Source organism: Flavobacterium celericrescens (genome assembly GCF_011392075.1).
GTDB classification, from domain to species: Bacteria; Bacteroidota; Bacteroidia; order Flavobacteriales; family Flavobacteriaceae; genus Flavobacterium; species Flavobacterium celericrescens.
Genome location: NZ_JAAJBV010000004.1, coordinates 20,874 through 40,346, shown reverse-complemented (window position 1 = coordinate 40,346; position 19,473 = coordinate 20,874). Strand labels below are relative to the sequence as shown.

13 protein-coding genes and 2 tRNA genes are annotated in these 19,473 nt (G+C 32.4%); 9 read left to right on the top strand and 6 right to left on the bottom strand.

Annotated elements, in window-relative coordinates; all coding sequences use genetic code 11:
* The first annotated feature begins 107 nt into the window (after nucleotides 1-107).
* From G4L40_RS06565 to G4L40_RS06555, 3 genes are all read left to right on the top strand, one after another.
* Nucleotides 108-2,255, top strand: coding sequence for a S46 family peptidase (locus G4L40_RS06565; protein WP_166236621.1), 2,148 nt, complete (start codon nucleotides 108-110; stop codon nucleotides 2,253-2,255).
* 164 nt (nucleotides 2,256-2,419) lie between these two features.
* Entirely contained in the window at nucleotides 2,420-2,635 is a 216-nt protein-coding gene (locus G4L40_RS06560; protein ID WP_166236409.1) for a hypothetical protein, read from the top strand.
* A 119-nt stretch (nucleotides 2,636-2,754) separates the two neighbouring features.
* Complete coding sequence (locus tag G4L40_RS06555) at nucleotides 2,755-2,973, top strand: hypothetical protein (protein WP_166236408.1); 219 nt, start codon at nucleotides 2,755-2,757, stop codon at nucleotides 2,971-2,973.
* Nucleotides 2,974-3,025: 52 nt separating this feature from the next.
* Here the strand turns inward: G4L40_RS06555 and G4L40_RS06550 are convergent, their stop codons facing one another.
* The 4 genes from G4L40_RS06550 to mutS form a co-directional block, all read right to left on the bottom strand.
* The gene (locus tag G4L40_RS06550) at nucleotides 3,026-3,376 is read right to left on the bottom strand and encodes a YegP family protein (RefSeq protein WP_166236407.1); all 351 of its coding nucleotides are present in this window, start codon (nucleotides 3,374-3,376) and stop codon (nucleotides 3,026-3,028) included.
* A 101-nt stretch (nucleotides 3,377-3,477) separates the two neighbouring features.
* Nucleotides 3,478-3,563, bottom strand: a tRNA-Leu gene (locus G4L40_RS06545).
* 18 nt (nucleotides 3,564-3,581) lie between these two features.
* Nucleotides 3,582-3,654: transfer RNA gene (locus G4L40_RS06540), tRNA-Gly, on the bottom strand.
* Between the two features lie 152 nt (nucleotides 3,655-3,806).
* On the bottom strand, nucleotides 3,807-6,374 hold the full coding sequence (gene mutS / locus G4L40_RS06535) for a DNA mismatch repair protein MutS (RefSeq protein ID WP_166236620.1): 2,568 nt from the start codon (nucleotides 6,372-6,374) through the stop codon (nucleotides 3,807-3,809).
* A 293-nt stretch (nucleotides 6,375-6,667) separates the two neighbouring features.
* Between mutS and G4L40_RS06530 the strand changes: the two genes are divergently transcribed.
* Nucleotides 6,668-7,204, top strand: a complete 537-nt coding sequence (locus G4L40_RS06530; RefSeq protein WP_166236406.1) for an RNA methyltransferase — start codon at nucleotides 6,668-6,670, stop codon at nucleotides 7,202-7,204.
* A 35-nt stretch (nucleotides 7,205-7,239) separates the two neighbouring features.
* Nucleotides 7,240-9,300: an Ig-like domain-containing protein gene (locus G4L40_RS06525; RefSeq protein ID WP_166236405.1), complete on the top strand. Its 2,061-nt coding sequence runs from the start codon at nucleotides 7,240-7,242 to the stop codon at nucleotides 9,298-9,300.
* Here the strand turns inward: G4L40_RS06525 and folK are convergent.
* A complete protein-coding gene (gene folK / locus G4L40_RS06520) occupies nucleotides 9,297-10,427 on the bottom strand; it encodes a 2-amino-4-hydroxy-6-hydroxymethyldihydropteridine diphosphokinase (protein ID WP_166236404.1) in 1,131 nt (376 codons plus the stop codon). The genes G4L40_RS06525 and folK overlap by 4 nt on opposite strands.
* 114 nt (nucleotides 10,428-10,541) lie before the next feature.
* Between folK and sppA the strand changes: the two genes are divergently transcribed.
* Nucleotides 10,542-12,308, top strand: a complete 1,767-nt coding sequence (sppA, locus tag G4L40_RS06515) for a signal peptide peptidase SppA (RefSeq protein WP_166236403.1) — start codon at nucleotides 10,542-10,544, stop codon at nucleotides 12,306-12,308.
* Nucleotides 12,309-12,451: 143 nt separating this feature from the next.
* Nucleotides 12,452-15,067 carry an AsmA family protein gene (locus G4L40_RS06510; protein WP_166236402.1) on the top strand — a complete coding sequence of 872 codons (2,616 nt, stop codon included), beginning with the start codon at nucleotides 12,452-12,454 and terminating at the stop codon, nucleotides 15,065-15,067.
* Between the two features lie 50 nt (nucleotides 15,068-15,117).
* Here the strand turns inward: G4L40_RS06510 and G4L40_RS06505 are convergent, their stop codons facing one another.
* The gene (locus tag G4L40_RS06505) at nucleotides 15,118-15,909 is read right to left on the bottom strand and encodes a DUF2797 domain-containing protein (RefSeq protein WP_166236401.1); all 792 of its coding nucleotides are present in this window, start codon (nucleotides 15,907-15,909) and stop codon (nucleotides 15,118-15,120) included.
* A gap of 101 nt (nucleotides 15,910-16,010) precedes the next feature.
* Here G4L40_RS06505 and G4L40_RS06500 point away from each other — a divergent pair, with 101 nt between their 5' ends.
* Both G4L40_RS06500 and G4L40_RS06495 read left to right on the top strand, forming a co-directional pair.
* Entirely contained in the window at nucleotides 16,011-17,519 is a 1,509-nt protein-coding gene (locus G4L40_RS06500) for a GH3 auxin-responsive promoter family protein (RefSeq protein WP_166236400.1), read from the top strand.
* Between the two features lie 358 nt (nucleotides 17,520-17,877).
* Nucleotides 17,878-19,440, top strand: a complete 1,563-nt coding sequence (locus G4L40_RS06495; RefSeq protein ID WP_166236399.1) for an OmpA family protein — start codon at nucleotides 17,878-17,880, stop codon at nucleotides 19,438-19,440.
* Nucleotides 19,441-19,473 lie beyond the last annotated feature (33 nt).

Genomic DNA, 19,473 nt, shown 5'->3' with positions numbered 1-19,473 from the left:
ATGAAAAACATGAGGATTTTTTTATTCCTCTACGTGTAGAACAAAATCTACAAAAATTGTATCTTGCAATCGATTTTAAATGCATTATGAAAAATAACAACTACATCATGAAATTTTTAAGAGTTCTACTTATTTTATTTGTTCTTCCAACATTTGCTCAACAAGGAGGCATGTGGATTCCTAGCATGTTAAAAGGAATGAACGAATCTGAAATGAAAACACTCGGCATGAAATTATCTGCCGAAGAAGTGTATTCTGTAAACCAGTCTAGTTTAAAAGATGCTATCGTTCACTTTGACGGCGGTTGCACATCTGAAATTATTTCTCCAAAAGGATTAATGCTAACTAATCATCATTGTGGTTATGATGCTATCCAAAGTCATTCCACAGTAGAACACGATTATTTACAAGATGGATTTTGGGCAAAAAACAATGCTGAAGAATTACCAAATCCTGGTATGGTTGCTACACTTATTGTAAGCATTCATGATGTAACAAACGCTGTTTTGGAAGATGTTCTATCATCAAAATCTGAAGCAGAAAAACAAAAGAAAATTCAAGAAAATATAGCTAAAATTCAAGCTTCTTTTCCAAAAGAAAAATGGCAAGAAAACAGAATTAAAGTATTCTACGAAGGAAATCAATATTTATTATTTGTTACCGAAACATTTAAAGACATTCGATTGGTAGGAACGCCTCCATCATCTATTGGAAAATTTGGCTCTGATACTGACAACTGGGTTTGGCCACGTCATACAGGTGATTTCTCACTTTTCAGAATTTATGCCAACAAAGACAACAAACCTGCAGAATATGCCGCAGATAATATTCCATATACACCAAAACACTTTTTACCAATATCTTTAGATGGAATTAGTGAAAATGATTTTACATTGGTTTTTGGTTTTCCAGGAAGAACTCAGGAATACTTGCCTTCACACGCAGTTGAACAAATTGTAACTACCTTAAATCCAGCAAAAATTGAAATTCGTGACGCCGCTTTGAAAGTACAAGATGGCTTCATGCGAAAAGACAAAGCAATTAAAATCCAATACGCTTCAAAATATGCTAGTGTTGCTAACTATTGGAAAAAATGGATTGGAGAAAGCAAAGGATTAAAAAAATCAAATGCTGTAGCATTAAAACAAAATTTTGAAAAACAATTTTCAGAAAAAGTAATTGCTCAAGGAAAACAAAATGAGTATGGTAGCTTATTGACCGATTTTGATAAAAATTACAAAGCCATCAATGATTATGCGCTTGCTAGAGATTATTTTGTAGAAGTCGTTTTAAGAAATACAGAATTATTAAGTTTAGGATTTAAAATATACCAATTAGAGCAAGTATACAAAACAAAAGGGGAACAAGCTTTTACCGATCGTAAAAATAACTTTATAAAAGAATCTGAAGGATTTTATAAAGATTTTAGCGCTAAAGTAGATGAAAAAGTTTTTGAACAATTAATTGCTTTATACGGAACAAAATCTCCATTGGCACCTGAAGTATTAAAAAACAAAGATTATAAAGCTTTGACTACTGAAGTATATTCAAAATCAAAACTAACTTCTTATAACACACTTAAAAAGTTATTTGAAGGTGATTCAAAAACAATTTTCAAAAAACTTAACAAAGACAAAGGCTATTTATTAGTTAAAGAATTAGCAGATAATTTCTACAAAAACATTTCACCTAAGTATGATGAAATCAACTTACAAATAGCAGCATTACAACGCAACTATATGAAAGCTCAATTAGAACTTTTCCCTAATGCACGCTTTTTTCCAGATGCAAATAGCACCTTACGTGTAACCTATGGAAAAGTAAAAGGGTACAATCCAAGTGACGCCGTTTATTATGAACCAGTAACTCATTTAGACGGAATTGTTGAAAAATATGTACCTGGAGATTATGAATTTGACGTTCCAGCTAAATTATTAGAATTAGAAAAAAACAAAGATTACGGAATCTATGCAGATGCATCAGGAAAAATGCCAGTATGTTTCATTGGAACAAACCACACAACTGGAGGAAATTCTGGAAGTCCTGCTATAGATGCAAACGGAAATTTAATTGGATTAAATTTTGACAGAGTATGGGAAGGCACAATGAGTGATATCAATTATGACCCTGAAATATGCAGAAACATTATGGTTGACGCTAGATATGTACTATTCATAATTGACAAATTTGCAGGCGCAAGTCACTTATTAGACGAGATGAAATTAGTTCATCCTAAAAAACAGACAGCCAAATAATTACAAAAAAAATATCAAAACAATAGTTTGGCACGAGATTTGAAATATAGCATTTCGGAATCCAAAGAAAAAAAATTAAAAAAATTTGTCTAAAAATATTTTGACATGTTAAAAAATTTATATCTTTGCTCCGAATTAATAATTAACCTTTATAATTTAGTAAGATGAAAAAAGTTGTTTTAAGTTTAGCAATCGTTGCTGCAATGTTCGTTTCTTGTAAAGAAAATGCTGCTGAAACTACAGAAGCTGTAGATTCAACTGTAGTTGAAACTCCTGCTGTTGAAGAAGCTCCTGCTGCTGATTCTACTGCTGTTGATAGCGCTGCTGCACCTGCTGCTGAAGCTGCTGCACCTGCTGCTGAAGCTGCACCTGCTAAGTAATTTATTGCTGACAGAAAAAATTAAGCTCCACAAGGTGGGGCTTTTTTTAAATAATATAAAAAAAGCAGAATAGTGAAAGTCTATTCAAAACAAAATTTTAACCTTTTATAATTAAAAAAATGAAAAAAGTTGTATTAAGTTTAGCAGTTGTTGCTGCTATGTTCGTTTCTTGTAAAGAAGCTGCTGAAAACACTGAAGCTGCTGCTGACTCAACTGTTGTTGAAGCTCCTGCTGCTGATTCTACTGCTGTAACTGCTGATTCTACTGCTGTTGATAGCGCTGCTGCACCTGCTGCTGAAGCTGCTGCACCTGCTGCTGAAGCTGCACCTGCTAAATAATTAGCTACTCACAGAAAAAAATAAAACCCTGCAATGCAGGGTTTTTTTATTATTACAAATTTCCAAATATATCTTCAGCAGATGAAAAATCCAAGAATTCTGCTTTATCTGCATACTTAATTATTTCATCTATTCCTTTTTGAAGTAATAATTGCGTTGTATATCTTCTACTCACTGCGATTTCATGCTCATCTAATATCAATCTAAAGAAAAACTTACCGCTAGAAGATTTAAAACGCATAAAAACACATCTATCCAGAGAACTTTTAAGTAGTTCTATTTGATCTTCACATTCAAACCGCAATTCAAAATCGTTACTTGTAAAAATCGTTTTGCCTTTTCTAGAAACAAATTCATATTTATAAGCTCCGCTTAATCGTTGTGCGATTACAAATGTACCCATAGATTGATAATTTTAATAAAGAATTCTTTAAAGATAATAGAAAAATCTAGACTAAGTATCTATAAACAAAAAAAGCTCCAAACATAGTTTGAAGCTTTTTGTACTCAAGGCGGGACTTGAACCCGCACGGGCATTACTACCCACTGGATTTTAAGTCCAGCGTGTCTACCAATTCCACCACTCGAGCAAATATTTTTGGTAGTAGAGCGAAAAACGGGGTTCGAACCCGCGACCTCGACCTTGGCAAGGTCGCGCTCTACCAACTGAGCTATTTTCGCGTTTCGTTTCGTTATCTCTTAAAGAACGTCGCCATACTTGTTCCGTATTGCGAGTGCAAATATAGCACATATTTTCATTATTGCAAGTACTTTTGAAATAAAAATTAAATCTTTTTTATAACCTTTTGATAACTAATAATTTATTTTTAAAATTATTTTTTTACCAACATTCGTTTTATTTCGTTTAGCTTCATTAATGCTTCCACAGGCGTTAATGTATTGATGTCGATATTCATAATTTCTTCTTTAATATCTTCTAAAAGCGGGTCGTCTAAATTAAAGAAACTCAGTTGCAACTCATCATTTGCCGATTTAATTCCAGATAATTCTTCGCTGGAATGTCTTTTTTCTAATTGCTTTAATAGTTTCTGTGCTTTTTGAATTACAATTTGAGGCATTCCTGCCATTTTTGCTACGTGAATACCAAAACTGTGCGCGCTTCCGCCTTTCACTAATTTACGAATGAATAAAACCGTATCTTTTAATTCCTTTACCGAAACATTGAAATTCTGAATTCTGTCAAACGTAACTTCCATTTCGTTTAATTCATGATAATGCGTAGCAAAAAGCGTTTTCGGTTTGTTTGGGTGTTCGTGCAAATATTCTGAAATCGCCCAAGCAATCGAAATTCCGTCATAGGTTGAAGTTCCTCTTCCAATTTCATCTAATAACACCAAACTTCTCTCGGAAATATTATTCAAAATCGAAGCGGTTTCGTTCATTTCCACCATAAAAGTAGATTCGCCCATCGAAATATTATCGCTCGCCCCTACTCTAGTAAAAATTTTATCCACCACACCCATTCTAACGCTTTCTGCTGGAACAAAACTCCCCATTTGCGCCATTAACACAATCAAAGCCGTTTGACGCAAAATAGCCGATTTCCCCGACATATTTGGACCAGTAATCATGATGATTTGCTGGGTTTCTCTATCTAAATAAACATCATTAGAAATATACGGCACACCAACAGGCAATTGCTTTTCAATTACAGGATGACGACCTTCTTTGATTTCCAAATCAAAACTATCATCTAAATCAGGACAAACGTATTTGTTATCAATCGCTAATTGCGTGAAAGAAGTCAAACAATCTAATTGCGCAATTAAATTCGCATTCAACTGAACGTGTTTGATGTAAGTTGCAATCCAATTCACCAATTGCTCAAACAACTGCGTTTCTAACTGATGAATCTTTTCCTCAGCACCTAAAATCTTCGATTCGTATTCTTTAAGTTCTTCCGTAATATAACGCTCAGCATTCACAAGAGTTTGCTTACGAATCCATTCGGCAGGAACTTTATCTTTATGCGTATTTCGAACTTCGATATAATAACCAAAAACGTTATTAAACGAAACTTTCAACGAAGGAATACCAGAAGCAGCGCTTTCTCTTTGCTCTAATTCTTCTAAATATCCTTTTCCTGTTGATGAAATCGCTCGTAATTCATCTAACTCAGAATGAACTCCAACCGCAATTGCATTTCCTTTATTCACACTTACTGGAGCGTCTTCTTGAATGGTTGTTTTGATTTTTTCTCTCAACAATTCACAAGCGTGCAAACTATCACCAATCACTCGCAAAGCTTCATTATCGCTACCTAAAGCCAAAGTCTTAATCGGAATAATGGCATCTAATGAATCTTTTAGAAAATTAACTTCTCTTGGAGAAATTTTCCCTGTGGCAACCTTCGATATCAAACGTTCTAAATCAGAAATTTGCTTGATTTGATATTGAATTTGTTGTAAAACTTCTGGATTAGTTTTTAGATACGAAATCACCTCATGGCGACTTCTAATTTTTGAAATATCTTTCAAAGGAAGTGCCAACCAACGTTTCAACAACCTTGCACCCATTGGCGAAAGTGTTTTATCAATTACATCTAAAAGCGTTACTGCATTGGGATTATAACTGTGATATAATTCTAAATTTCGAATCGTAAATTTATCCATCCAAACGTAAGCATCTTCGGCTATACGTTGAATATTTGTGATATGTTGAATCTTGTTATGTTGTGTTTCTGACAAATAATACAAAATCGCACCCGAAGCAATCAAACCCTCCGTTAATTCTTCCACACCAAAACCTTTTAGTGAATTGGTTTGAAAGTGTTTCGTCAAACTTTCTAAAGCATAATCCTCTTTATACACCCAATCTTCCAAAAAGAACGTATGAAAATCATCTCCAAAAACCGAGTTAAACTGATTTTTAAACTGTTTCGGAATTAAAATTTCACTCGGACGGAAGTTTTGCAATAGTTTATCAATATATTCTTCATTGCCTTGCGAAACTAAAAATTCACCTGTTGAAACATCTAAAAACGAAACCCCAACTGTTTTCTTTCCAAAATGAACTGATGCTAAAAAGTTGTTCGACTTCGATTGCAACACCTCATCATTCATCGAGACTCCAGGCGTAACCAACTCTGTAACGCCACGTTTTACGATGGTTTTAGTCATTTTTGGATCTTCTAATTGATCGCAAATTGCCACTCGAAGTCCGGCTTTAACTAACTTAGGTAAATACGTATTAATGGAATGATGTGGAAATCCTGCCAACGCAGTTTCAGTTTCAGAACCAGCGCCACGTTTTGTCAAAGTAATCCCTAAAATTCCGGCTGCTCTAACTGCATCTTCTCCAAAAGTTTCATAAAAATCGCCCACACGAAACAACAAACAAGCATCGGGATATTTGTTTTTTATCTCGTTGTATTGCTTCATCAAAGGTGTTTCCTTGGGTGCTTTATCGGGAGTTGCTGCAGATTTCTTAGCCACAATTTCAAATTTTAAGTATGATTGCGAAGGTAAGAAAATCAATAACAATTTCAAGGGCAAGGGCAAGAACAATTTTTAAGTTCAAATGCAATTTCAAGTTCAAGTTCAAATATTAACGTAAAGAGGCAAAGTTTTTCGCAAAGTTTGCAAAGACTTTAATGAACTTAAATGACTTACATGTTTAAAAATTGACATATCGACTAATTGCCTAATTGCCACATTATATCTATTTTTGTCCCATGAGAAAATTAGCCAACGCAGAATTAGAACGCAAAAACATTAAAGAGTTTAAAGAAGCTCAAAAAACACCAATAATCGTAATTTTAGACGACATTAGAAGTTTGCACAATATTGGTTCGGTTTTTAGAACTTCGGATGCTTTTTTGATTGAAAAGATTTATTTGTGTGGTATTACGGCTACTCCGCCCAACAAAGAAATTCACAAAACAGCTCTTGGCGCTACTGAAACTGTGACTTGGGAATATGCAAAAGACGTTTTAGAAGTGGTGAATCAATTGAAATCAGAAAATGCAAAAGTGTATTCGGTGGAACAAACTGAAAATGCGATTATGTTGGATAATTTTCAACCAGAAACCAATACAAAATATGCCTTAATTTTTGGTAACGAAGTAAAAGGGGTTTCGCAAGAAGCCATTAATTTAAGTGATGGTGTAATTGAAATTCCGCAATTGGGAAGTAAACATTCTTTGAATATTTCGGTGAGTGTAGGGATTGTGATTTGGGATTTGTTTCAAAAAATAATCACAAAAAAATAGTTTTTTAAATTTATCGTTTGCGGTATCTTTACAGAATGATTGCTATTAAAAAATTATTCTTAATCCTACTCTTGTTATCAGGTTTTGTTTATTCGCAAAATATCGCTCCAGTTTTAACCGCTACTGGAAATCAAATATATTGCCCTCAAAGTTCGTTGCCAATAGTTACAAATATGTCAATTATTGACCCCGATGATATTGGAATTCAAGCAATGTATGTTCAAATATCTTCGGGATATGTTTTAGGACAAGACACTTTAACTTTAACAGGCGTTCATCCAACAATAACCACATCTTGGAACGCAACAGAAGGGAAGTTAACATTAAGTGGTGTCAGTGGAAATCCTACTTACTTTGAATTTACTGCCGCTATTGAAGCAATTGTCTTTTCCAATACTTCAATAAACCCAAGTGGTCAACGTGTATTTTCAATTACAGTTGGGCAAGCCAATTACTTAGAGTCAACAGATCATTACTATCAATACATCCCAAATACTGGAATTAGTTGGCTAAATGCAAAAAATGCTGCTGCTTCCTCAACTTATTATGGACTACAAGGTTATTTGGCAACGATAACATCTATGGATGAAGTTCAAATTTCTGGAATTCAAGCTTCTGGAGCAGGATGGATTGGAGGAACTGATGAAGAAACCGAAGGGGTATGGAAATGGGCTTCAGGACCCGAAATAGGAACTGTTTTTTGGAATGGAGGTATAAATGGAAGCACTCCTAACTTTTCTTTTTGGAATACCAACGAACCAAACAATCAAGGGGAAGAAGATTATGCACATGTTACCGCTCCGGGCGTTGGTCAAGCTGGCTCATGGAATGATTTAAGTTTAACAGGTGCTACTAGTGGAAATTATCAACCTAAAGGCTATATTGTAGAATATGGAGGCATGCCTGGAGATCCTGTCTTACATATTTCGACTACTGCTACAATTACAATTCCCCAAATTACAAGCTTTACAAATGCATCAAATTGTGGAAATGGAACTGTAACACTACAAGCTTCAGCTAATATAGGAAACGTTAATTGGTATGCTAATTCAACTGGAGGAAGCCCTATTTTTACAGGAAACACATTTACAACCCCTACCCTAAACACCACCACTAACTATTATGTAGACACATTCCCAATGGGTTGTTCAACTGGAACAAGAACAATGATTACAGCTACAATAAACGAAATACCTACCACCTCTTTCACACAACCTATTCCTATTTGTCAAAATACAAATACAACAATAAATGCCACTTCAACCATTGGAACAATCAATTGGTATGATTCTCTAACAAGTACAACACCCTTATTCATTGGAAATTCTTTTACTACCCCAACTTTAAATACAACAACTACCTATTATTTTGAAGCAAACAATAATGGGTGTCTTTCAAATAGAACTGCGGTTACCATTACTATCCTTCCTATTCCAATAGTAAATGATGATACTATATCTTTTTGTGAAGGTACTTTTACGCAATTGCAATCTGAAATTAATAGTGCGACTTATTTGTGGTCAACTGGTGAAACAACCCAAAATATAACTATCGTTGCAGCAGGAAATTATTCGGTTGTAATAACTAATAGTTTAGGTTGTAGTGCCACAAAGAATTTTTTAGTAACTACTAACCCAATTCCTGAAATAGACTCCGTCAAGGTGCAAATAGATGGAATTACCATTAACACTATAAATTCGGGAAATTTTCTCTATTCTATTGATGGTACAAATTTTTCATCATCTAACTTTTTTTCAATAATAAATGGCGGATTATACAATGCTTATGTAAAAGACATCTACGAGTGTGGTATTGATATTCAATCTTTTGTATTTATTTCAACACCTACATTTTTTACTCCAAACAATGATGGAAACAATGATTCTTGGTTTGTAAAAGGCACTCAGTTTTTTCCAAATGCAAAAACTTACATTTTTGATAGATATGGAAAACTGCTAACAACGCTACACACAAACAACCTTGTATGGGATGGAAGTTTTAATAATGAAAGAATGCCTGCTGCGGATTATTGGTTTTCAACTGAAATACCAGAAACGAATCAAATCATCAAAGGTCATTTTTCACTATTACGCTAATTTATTTTTTCATGTATTTTTTCCAACAAAAAAACATAATCTTCTTGTTTTTTTACGAAATCTAAATCTGAAACATCTATAATCAACACATTCAAATCGGTTTGAGTTTTGATATAATCTAAGTAGCCTTGATTGATTTTTTCTAAATAATCCGCTGGAATTTCTTGCTCGTAACTTCTGCCTCGTTTTTTGATGTTTCCCAATAATCTTTCTGTGTTTTGATACAAATACACGTACAAATCAGGCTTTGGCATTTCTTTATGTATGATGTCAAACATCGTTTTGTACAAACGAAACTCATCCTCTTGAAGCGTTACTTTTGCGAAAATCAAGGATTTAAAAATGTGATAATCAGCCACCACAAAATCCTTAAACAAATCAAATTGTGCTAAATCATCGGATAATTGTTGGTATCTATCCGCTAAAAATGACATTTCTAATGGAAACGCGTAACGACTTTGGTCTTTGTAAAATTTTGGCAAAAAAGGATTGTCAGCAAATCGCTCTAAGACTAATTTTGCATTACAATCTTCAGCTAATTTTGATGCTAATGTGGTTTTTCCTGCGCCAATATTTCCTTCAATGGCTATGTAATTGAATTGTTGTAATTCTAACTGTTCAATTGGCGAAACGATTGACTTTAAAACTTTTATTTCGCTTTTATCTTCTGTTTGAGCAAACAATTGGGTGACAGATTTTTTCAATATTGGATGTTCCCAATTCAACCCTAAATCTAACATAGGTTGCAACACAAACTTCCTATTTTGCATTAAAGGATGAGGAACTTGCAACGTTTCTGTAGAGATAATTTCTTCATCAAAAGCGACGATATCTACATCAATAATTCGAGCTTGATAACCTAGTTCATTTCCACGAACTCTTCCTAACTTTTTTTCAACCTTTAAAACCTGATTCAAAATTTTTTGAGCTGATTTTGAGGTATGAATTAAAATTGTACAGTTATAAAAAGGTTCGCTTTCAAAACCCCAAGCTGGCGTTTCATAAATTTTAGAAACCTTTACAACTGTTGCTACTTCATTATGAATCAAATCAATACAAGACTGAATCGTTTCTAATCGATTGCCTTGATTGCTTCCTAAAGATAAAACTACTTGATGTTGACTCATATTGGCAAAATAACAAACTATTTTAGACTTATAATTTACCTTTTCGGTTTTTTTATGAACATGTAACAATTTTATTCATTTTACTACTTATAGTTAATTAATAAATAAATTGAAATGAGATTTTTAGGAAATGTATTAGCAACTATTGTTGGGATATTTATTTTTTGCATGATTTTCTTCTTCGGAATAATCATAATCGGCGCTATTGCAGGAAGTGGTGAAGATACAGTAAAGGTGAAAGAAAATTCAGTGATTGAATTAGACTTATCAAAAGTATCATTAGACTATGCTGGAAAAACAAATTATAAAGACTTCAATTATTTTGAAGCACACCATGATGGTGTTACTGATATTTTAAATGCAATAGAAGCAGCAAAAAAGGATGATAAAATCAAAGGAATTTCAATTTTAAACAATCAATCACAATTAGGTTTAGCACAAAGCAAATCGGTTCGTGATAAACTGGAAGAGTTCAAAAAATCAGGAAAATTTGTATATGCCTATGCAAACTATTACTCACAAGGTGAATATTATTTGAATTCTGTAGCAGACCAAGTGTATTTAAATCCTGTTGGAGAAGTAGATTTCAAAGGATTATCTTCAGAAATTTTATACATGAAAGATTTACAAGAAAAATCTGGTGTTAAGTTTGAAGTGATTCGCCATGGAAAATATAAAAGTGCTGTGGAACCTTTCTTAGCTCAAGAAATGAGTCCAGAAAATCGCGAGCAAATGACCGTTTTGTTGAATTCCGTTTGGGGAACAATTGTTTCAGACATCGCAAAAAGCAGAAACTTAACAATTGCTCAACTTGATGCCATTGCAAATACATTAGGTGCAAGAACACCAGAATTAGCTTTAGCAAATAAATTAGTTGATAAAGTAGCTTATGAAGACGAATATCATAATGCAATTAGAACAAAATTAAAAGTTGATAAAAAAGAAAAATACAACATTGTAAGCATCACAGATTATGCTAAAACAGCAGCAACATCTGTTGAAGATTATTCAAAAGATGATATTATTGCTGTAATTTATGCACAAGGTGAAATTGCTGGTGGCGAAGGTGATGTAAACGTTATTGGTGAAGGCTCAATCAAACGTTCATTAGAAGAAGCACGTAATGATGATGACGTGAAAGCTATTGTATTACGCGTAAATAGTCCTGGCGGAAGTGCTTTAACATCGGAACTAATTTGGAGAGAAATTGAAATTACTAAAAAGGTTAAGCCAGTTGTTGTTTCTATGGGTAATTATGCTGCTTCTGGCGGATATTATATTTCAGCCAATGCAGATAGAATCTTTGCCGAATCAAATACAATTACTGGTTCTATAGGCGTTTTTGGAATGTTGCCAAACATGAACCAATTAGGAAAAAACATTGGAATTAATGCAGAACAAGTTCAAACTCATGCCAATGCAAGTGGCTATAGTGTTTTTGAGCCAATAAACGAAAACTTCAAAGGATATGTTTTAGAAAGTATTGAAAAAACATACGCCACTTTCTTAAAACGTGTAGCTGATGGCAGAAAAATGACAACGGCTCAAGTAGACGCCATTGCTCAAGGAAGAGTATGGACTGGAGTTGACGCACACAAATTAGGTTTAGTAGATGAAATTGGCGGCTTAGAAGATGCCATTAAATATGCTGCTAAATTGGGAAAAACCACATCATACAGAACAGAAAACTTTCCTGAATATGAAAAGAACTTTGATGATTTACTAGCAAATTTCACCGGAATGGCAATGTTTAAAACTAAAGAACAACTATTAAAAGAACAATTAGGTGAAGAAGGTTTCCAAATGTTAGAACAAATCAAACGTGTAAAAAGCAGAAAAGGTATTCAAGCAATGATGCCTTATGAAATCAGTATCAAGTAATTAAAACCATAAATTATTTCTAATCCCAAAAGCATTTTGTTTTTGGGATTTTTTTTAAGTTTCACATAAAATTAGTACATATTTATATAATTGGTATTAATTTTGTGTCATACAATTCGTCCTACACTTCAAAAAATACAATTATGTTGAAAAAAATCTTAAAAGGAACTGGAATATTCCTATTAGTAACCATCATAGCATTGGCAGCAGCACCATTTTTGTTCAAAGACAAGATAAAAGCAATGATTGCTAAAACATTGAATGAAAACGTAAATGCAACCATAGCCTTTGAAGATGTTGATTTAAGTCTTTTCAAAAGTTTCCCTCAAGCAAATGTTACAATTGATAAATTAAGCATTATAACAAAAGCTCCATTTGAAAACGACACCCTTTTATATGCTGGAGAGACAAATTTAACCATGAGCGTTAAAGAACTTTTTAAAGGTGATGGTGAAGCTATGAATTTAGAAAGTTTTAGCACTATTGATGGAATTGTAAACATCATTTTTAATAAAGATGGCGTTGGTAATTTTGACATCGCACTTAAAGAAGCAGAAGAGAAAAAATCTACTGATAGCAAACCTTTTGCCTTAAACATTCAAAACTATGAAGTTGAAAATTTAAAATTCACTTACATCGACGAAGGTTCAAAAATGAAAATGGTTTTAGACAGCATTAATCATGAAGGAAAAGGAAATTTTGCGGCTCAAAAATTAGATTTGGAAACAAAAACTACTGCAAAACTTTCTTTTGATATGGACAAAATGAACTACATGAACAATGTAGCCATTTCATTAGATGCCATTTTAGGAATCGATTTAGAAAAAAGTAAATATGAATTCAAAGACAATAAAGCCTTAATTAATCAATTACCATTAGAATTCAACGGATTTATCCAAATGGTGGAAGCTGGTCAAACCTATGATTTAACTTTTAAGACACCAACTTCCGATTTTAAAAATTTCTTGGGATTAATTCCAGCTGCCTATTCTGGAGATATCAACAAAGTAAAAACAACAGGACAATTTTCAGTTGATGGAAAAGTAAAAGGCAATTTAACCGAAACTACAATTCCAGCTTTTGATGTGAAAATTGCTTCAAACAACGCTTCATTCCAATATCCAGATTTACCAAAATCGGTTAAAAATATCGTAATTGACACACACATAGTGAACGAAACAGGTTTAATGAACGACACTTATGTTAATTTACATAATTTATCATTTGCTATTGATCAAGATGTTTTCAATGCTAAAGCAACCGTTAAAAACATTGCAGAAAATGCACTTGTTGATGCCGAATTAAAAGGAACTATCAACTTAGCAAATGTTACCAAAGCCTATCCAGTGAAGTTAGACAAACCATTAACCGGAATTTTAAAAGCTGATGTTAAGACAAAATTTGACATGAAATCGGTAGAAGCAAGTCAATATCAAAACATTCAAAATTCTGGAATTGTTAGTTTAACCGGTTTCAATTATGAAGGTCCAGAAATGGCAAAACCATTCAAAATTAATCAAGCAGCAGTTGCATTCAATCCTAGTCAAATTCGTCTAAATCAATTTGATGCAAAAACTGGAACTTCTGATTTACAAGTCACCGGAACTTTAGATAACTTTTATGGTTTTGTATTCAAAAATCAAATTCTAAAAGGGAATTTTACCATGAATGCCAATAAAATAGTTGTTTCCGATTTTATGGCTCCAACTACGACCACTAATAGCGAAGGCAAGAAAACAACAGAAGCTGTAAAAATTCCTTCTTTTTTAGATTGTAGTATTACGGCAAAAGCTAAAACGGTCATTTATGATAATTTAAACCTGCAAAATGTCTCTGGAAATATGGTTATTAGAGATGAAGCTGTATCATTAAATAATTTAAAAATGGGTATTTTTGGAGGAAACATTGGATTAACTGGAACGGTTTCAACCAAAGGCAAAACACCAACATTTAATATGAATTTAGGCTTAGACAAAGTCAATATTGCGGAATCATTTACGCAATTAGATATGCTAAAATCTATTGCTCCAATTGCGGGTGTGGTTAATGGAAAAATAAATTCTACCATAAAACTTTCGGGAGATTTACAACAAGATATGACACCTAATTTAAAAACGATTTCAGGGGATTTATTTGGGCAATTATTATCTACAACAGTAAATGAAAAAAACTCAGAATTACTAACACAATTGAGTTCTAAAGTTAAGTTTATTGATATGAGCAAGGTAAATTTGAACGATGTAAAAGCGGCATTATCATTTAAAGATGGAAAAGTAAACGTTAAACCATTTGATATAAAATATCAAGATATTACAGTAAATGTAGGCGGAACACACGGTTTTGACCAAACCATGAATTACAATTTAAAATTTGATGTTCCTGCAAAATATATGGGAACCGAAGTCAATAATTTAATTACAAAGCTCACTCCAGCAGATCAAAAGAAAATTGAAAATGTTCCTGTAAATGCGGTACTTGGAGGCAACTTCAAACAACCAAAAATCACTACCGATATGAAGCAAGCTTCTACTAACTTGGCCACTCAACTAGTAAAAATGCAAAAAGACAAATACATTAATCAAGGAACTAATGCCTTAAATAATTTAATTAACGGTACAAAAGGAAATAATTCCACAACAAATGCGACTGCAGCGGATACTATCAAAAAAGGAACTCCAAAAGAGGAAATAAAAAATACCGTTAAAACAAAAGCAACAGACGCTTTGAATGGCTTGCTTAAAAAGAAGAAAAAAGAATAATTTAATACTTATTGTAAAAGAAAACCCTTTCAAATTGAAAGGGTTTTCTTTTATAAGCTCATTTTTACCACATAGCCTTCATAGGTTCTCACATTAAAAACAGTTCCATCTTCAAAGAGCAAGTATTGCCCTTTTATTCCTGTTAATGTTCCGGTAAAATTTGGTGTTTTATCTAAATTCAAACTGCTTACTTTTTTAGGATAATTTAACACCGGAAAATCTAATTGGATAATTTTTTCATCTTTTGGAAAATAATCTTTTACCTCATTTGGCAACCAATCAAATACTTTATTGCGTTCTGCAATTAAATCCATGTTAGGAACTTCATTTTTTAGCATTTTTTGCCAATTGGTTTTATCTGCAAAATGATTTTTCAATGCCACCTCAGTAATTCCAGCTAAATATCTGTTCGGAACTTCTACAATTGGAATTGCTTGAACAGCACCTTGGTCTATCCAACGAGTTGGTACTTGTGTTTTTCGGGTTACGCCTACTTTTACTTCACTGGATAAAGCTAAATAAACAACATGAGGTTGCAATTGTACGCGCTTTTCATACGCCAAATCTCTATCTTCAATATCTAGATGTGCGGTACTTAATTCGGGTTTCATAATCCAATCGCCTACCGCTGGGCTACTCATAAAACAATCGTAACAAAAACCTTGACGAAAAATTTTCTTTGCTTTTCCACAATTTAAACATTGGTAACCTTGAAATTCAATTTCGAGATTTTTCCCTAAAAGCTGATTAAGATTCAAAAAACTGTTCTCAAAAACCAAGTAATACTGAATTGGGTTACTTAATTCTGTTTGCATTTTTGAAAGTGTGCCTTGATATATCATTTCGTGTAAAGATTTTCTTTTTTGCTCGATTATTTAAAAAAAATGCTATTTTTGGTAAAGTTATTATTCCCTTTTAATAATTCAAAATTAGAACTAACTAAATGCCATTACAAATCATAAATTCTTTTGCGACTTGGATTTTAAAAAAGCGAATTCATCAAATGGAATTGTTTTTAAAATACCCACATGAAGTTCAAGAAGAATTACTTTTCAGCCTAATAAAATCTGCCGAAAACACTCAAATAGGTAAGAAATATGACTTTTCTTCTATGAAAAGCTACACAACTTTTAGCGAAAGAATTCCTGTTTCTACCTACGAAGATTTAGAACCTTTAATTGAATTAACTCGAAAAGGAGAACAGAATGTTTTTTGGAATTCTAATATTAAATGGTTTGCTAAATCTAGCGGAACTACCAATGCGAAGAGCAAGTTTATTCCTGTAAGTTCAGAAGCTCTAGAAAATTGTCATTACAAAGCTAGTAAAGATTTATTGTGCTTGTATTTAAATAACAACGAAGATTCACAACTTTTTATAGGGAAAAGTCTACGTCTTGGTGGAAGTAAACAATTGTATGAAGATAATAATACTTTTTTTGGTGATTTATCTGCTATTTTGATTGACAATATGCCTATTTGGGCTGAATTTAGTTCAACTCCAAGTAGTAAAATATCATTAATGGGCGATTGGGAAACAAAACTTCCTGCAATTATTAATGAAACAATTAATGAAAACGTTACCAGTTTGGCAGGTGTTCCAAGTTGGATGTTAGTTTTACTTCAAAAAGCTTTAGAAACAACTGGAAAATCAAATCTATTAGAACTATGGCCAAATGCTGAAGTTTATTTTCATGGTGGCGTAAGTTTTGAACCTTATAAAGAGCAATACAAAAAATTATTCCCAAAAGATAATTTTAAGTACTACGAAATTTACAATGCTTCTGAAGGATTTTTTGCCATTCAGGATCAAAATAATTCTGACGAGTTATTGTTGATGTTAGATTATGGCATTTTTTATGAATTTATTCCAATGGACACTTTTGGCACATTGAACCAACGTATTATTCGACTAAATCAGGTTGAGTTGAATAAAAATTATGCCTTAGTTATTACTACAAATTCAGGTTTATGGCGTTATTTAATAGGAGACACTATTCGATTTACATCCTTAAACCCATATAGAGTTAAAGTTTCAGGAAGAACTAAACATCATATTAATGTTTTTGGTGAAGAATTAATGGTAGAAAATACAGATGTTGCCATAGCCAAAACGTGTGCTATGTTTGACTGTGAAATTGTTGATTATACCGTAGCGCCTATTTTTATGAGCGATAAACAAAAAGGAGCTCATGAATGGATAATTGAATTTAAAAATCCTCCAGAAAATATCGAAAAATTTGGTTTAGTGTTAGATGAAAATATTCAAGCACTGAATTCTGACTATGAAGCCAAGCGATACAACAATATGACTTTAAATCCGTTAGTATTAAATGTTGCTCGAACAAATCTTTTTTATGACTGGTTAAAAAAAGAAGATAAACTTGGTGGACAACACAAAATTCCAAGATTATCAAACGAGCGAAATTATTTAGAAAGCTTACTTAATTTATAAAAAATAAAATGAAAAAAACAGTAATTATCTTACTCATCATAATTGTTATAATTTCATCATTTTCATGTGGTCCCAGACGTTATAAGTGTGGTCCATACAGAAGATGTGAATTCAACAAAAATTCAACAAAACAAGAAATTTATAAAGATATTCACAAAACACATATCGTATAATTTTACTTTTTAAAAAAATATCTAAAATTTAATCGATTTCATTTGTCATGAAATCGATTTTTTTTGCAGTTTATCGAATTTTATGATAATTATTATACAAAAGATTTTTTATCTGAAATATAGTCTTAATTTTGCACTCGTTTTTAAGAAAACATTAACCTACTATTAATTAAGTATTTAATTTTATGAATTTCCCTAAAATACTAACTTTATTTTTACTTATTGGAACTTTTACTGCATACTCACAAGAACCTAAACGCTCTGAAGGATTAGACTCAATTATCAATGTAATTAATAAATCTACTAAAGGTTTAAACTTTTTAATCAACGATACGGGGATTAATTCCGAATTGAATGAAGTTGGAACATCGTTTTTTAAAAACAAGTATATTATTTTGTCTAACAAAAAACATAGACATGCTGAAATTACTGTTAATCCAGCAACGAATGAACCAAACAACAACTTATACTGTGTAGATATTAAAGATGATGGCAGCTTATCATTTCCATTACTTTTTTCTCAGGCCTTGAATTCAGACAAAAATGAAGGTTCGTTAGGTTTTTCACCTGACCAAAGAACAATTTATTTCACACAAGAAAATCCAGAAAACCCACAACTTTTCACACTTCACAAAGCTGAATTAAATGAAAAAGACGCAAAAAAGTGGACGAATATAACTAATTTAAACGCCGTACCTGCAAATTACTCTGTAGAAACTCCTAGCGTTTCTCCTGATGGAAAGAAAATCTATATAGCATCAAATATTCCTGGTGGTTTTGGTGGTTTTGATATTTATGAAGCACCAATATTAGAAAATGGAACTATAGGACAATTGGTTAATTTAGGACCAACTATCAATACGGCAACGGATGAAAAATATCCTTTTATATCTTCTGATAATAAATATTTATATTTTTCATCAAAAGGTCATACAAACATTGGTGGATATGACGTTTTTAGATCTGCTAAAGTTAATAACACTTTTTTACCTGCTTTAAATTTAGGTACTGATTTGAACTCTAGAAGAGATGATGTTGCTTTTGTAATGACATCTCCATCTAAAGGGTATATTTCTACTGATAAACACGCCGCTGGAAATTTTGATATTTTAAAATTTGATATCAAAACACAAGAAAATCAATATAATGATTATACGGTTGTTGAAGAATTATCTAGTATTGCTTTACCAAATGCAAAAATTGTTGTTAAAAACGAATTTGGAGATATTATTGCTAACACAAAAACTGACGATAAAGGTAAAGTAAGATTGCAGTTGGAGCCATTATCTCAATACACAACTACAATTGAGAAAGATGGTTATGAACCTAAAACTACTCAAATTTCTACTGGCGACACAAACAAAACACTTACATTAAAACAGAAAAAAGCAGTTGTTACCGAAGATGCGATTGTTATTGAAAACATATACTTTGATTTTGATAAAGCTAGCATCAAACAAGAATCTACATTGTCTTTAAATAAAATTGTTGAGGTTTTAAATAACAATCCAGAAATGTCAATTGTAATTAATGCTCATACTGATAATAAAGGTACTGCTGATTACAACCAAAAACTTTCTGAAAGAAGAGCAAAATCTTCATACCAATATTTAATCAATAAAGGAATTGCCGCTTCTAGATTATCATATAAAGGTTTTGGAGAAAGTCAATTATTAAACAAATGCGACAAATGTTCTGCCGAACAAGACCAAACAAACCGAAGAGTCGAATTTAAAATTATTAAATAACACAATTAATCACAACTATAAAAAACTCTCTAA

Coding starts and splice junctions, on each gene's coding strand:
- G4L40_RS06510 (WP_166236402.1), top strand. CDS start 12,452: ATGTTGAAAAAAATCTTAAAAGGAACTGGAATATTCCTATTAGTAACC.
- G4L40_RS06495 (WP_166236399.1), top strand. CDS start 17,878: ATGAATTTCCCTAAAATACTAACTTTATTTTTACTTATTGGAACTTTT.
- sppA (WP_166236403.1), top strand. CDS start 10,542: ATGAGATTTTTAGGAAATGTATTAGCAACTATTGTTGGGATATTTATT.
- G4L40_RS06530 (WP_166236406.1), top strand. CDS start 6,668: ATGAGAAAATTAGCCAACGCAGAATTAGAACGCAAAAACATTAAAGAG.
- folK (WP_166236404.1), bottom strand. CDS start 10,427: ATGAGTCAACATCAAGTAGTTTTATCTTTAGGAAGCAATCAAGGCAAT.
- G4L40_RS06565 (WP_166236621.1), top strand. CDS start 108: ATGAAATTTTTAAGAGTTCTACTTATTTTATTTGTTCTTCCAACATTT.
- G4L40_RS06525 (WP_166236405.1), top strand. CDS start 7,240: ATGATTGCTATTAAAAAATTATTCTTAATCCTACTCTTGTTATCAGGT.
- G4L40_RS06505 (WP_166236401.1), bottom strand. CDS start 15,909: ATGATATATCAAGGCACACTTTCAAAAATGCAAACAGAATTAAGTAAC.
- G4L40_RS06500 (WP_166236400.1), top strand. CDS start 16,011: ATGCCATTACAAATCATAAATTCTTTTGCGACTTGGATTTTAAAAAAG.
- G4L40_RS06550 (WP_166236407.1), bottom strand. CDS start 3,376: ATGGGTACATTTGTAATCGCACAACGATTAAGCGGAGCTTATAAATAT.
- mutS (WP_166236620.1), bottom strand. CDS start 6,374: ATGAAGCAATACAACGAGATAAAAAACAAATATCCCGATGCTTGTTTG.
- G4L40_RS06560 (WP_166236409.1), top strand. CDS start 2,420: ATGAAAAAAGTTGTTTTAAGTTTAGCAATCGTTGCTGCAATGTTCGTT.
- G4L40_RS06555 (WP_166236408.1), top strand. CDS start 2,755: ATGAAAAAAGTTGTATTAAGTTTAGCAGTTGTTGCTGCTATGTTCGTT.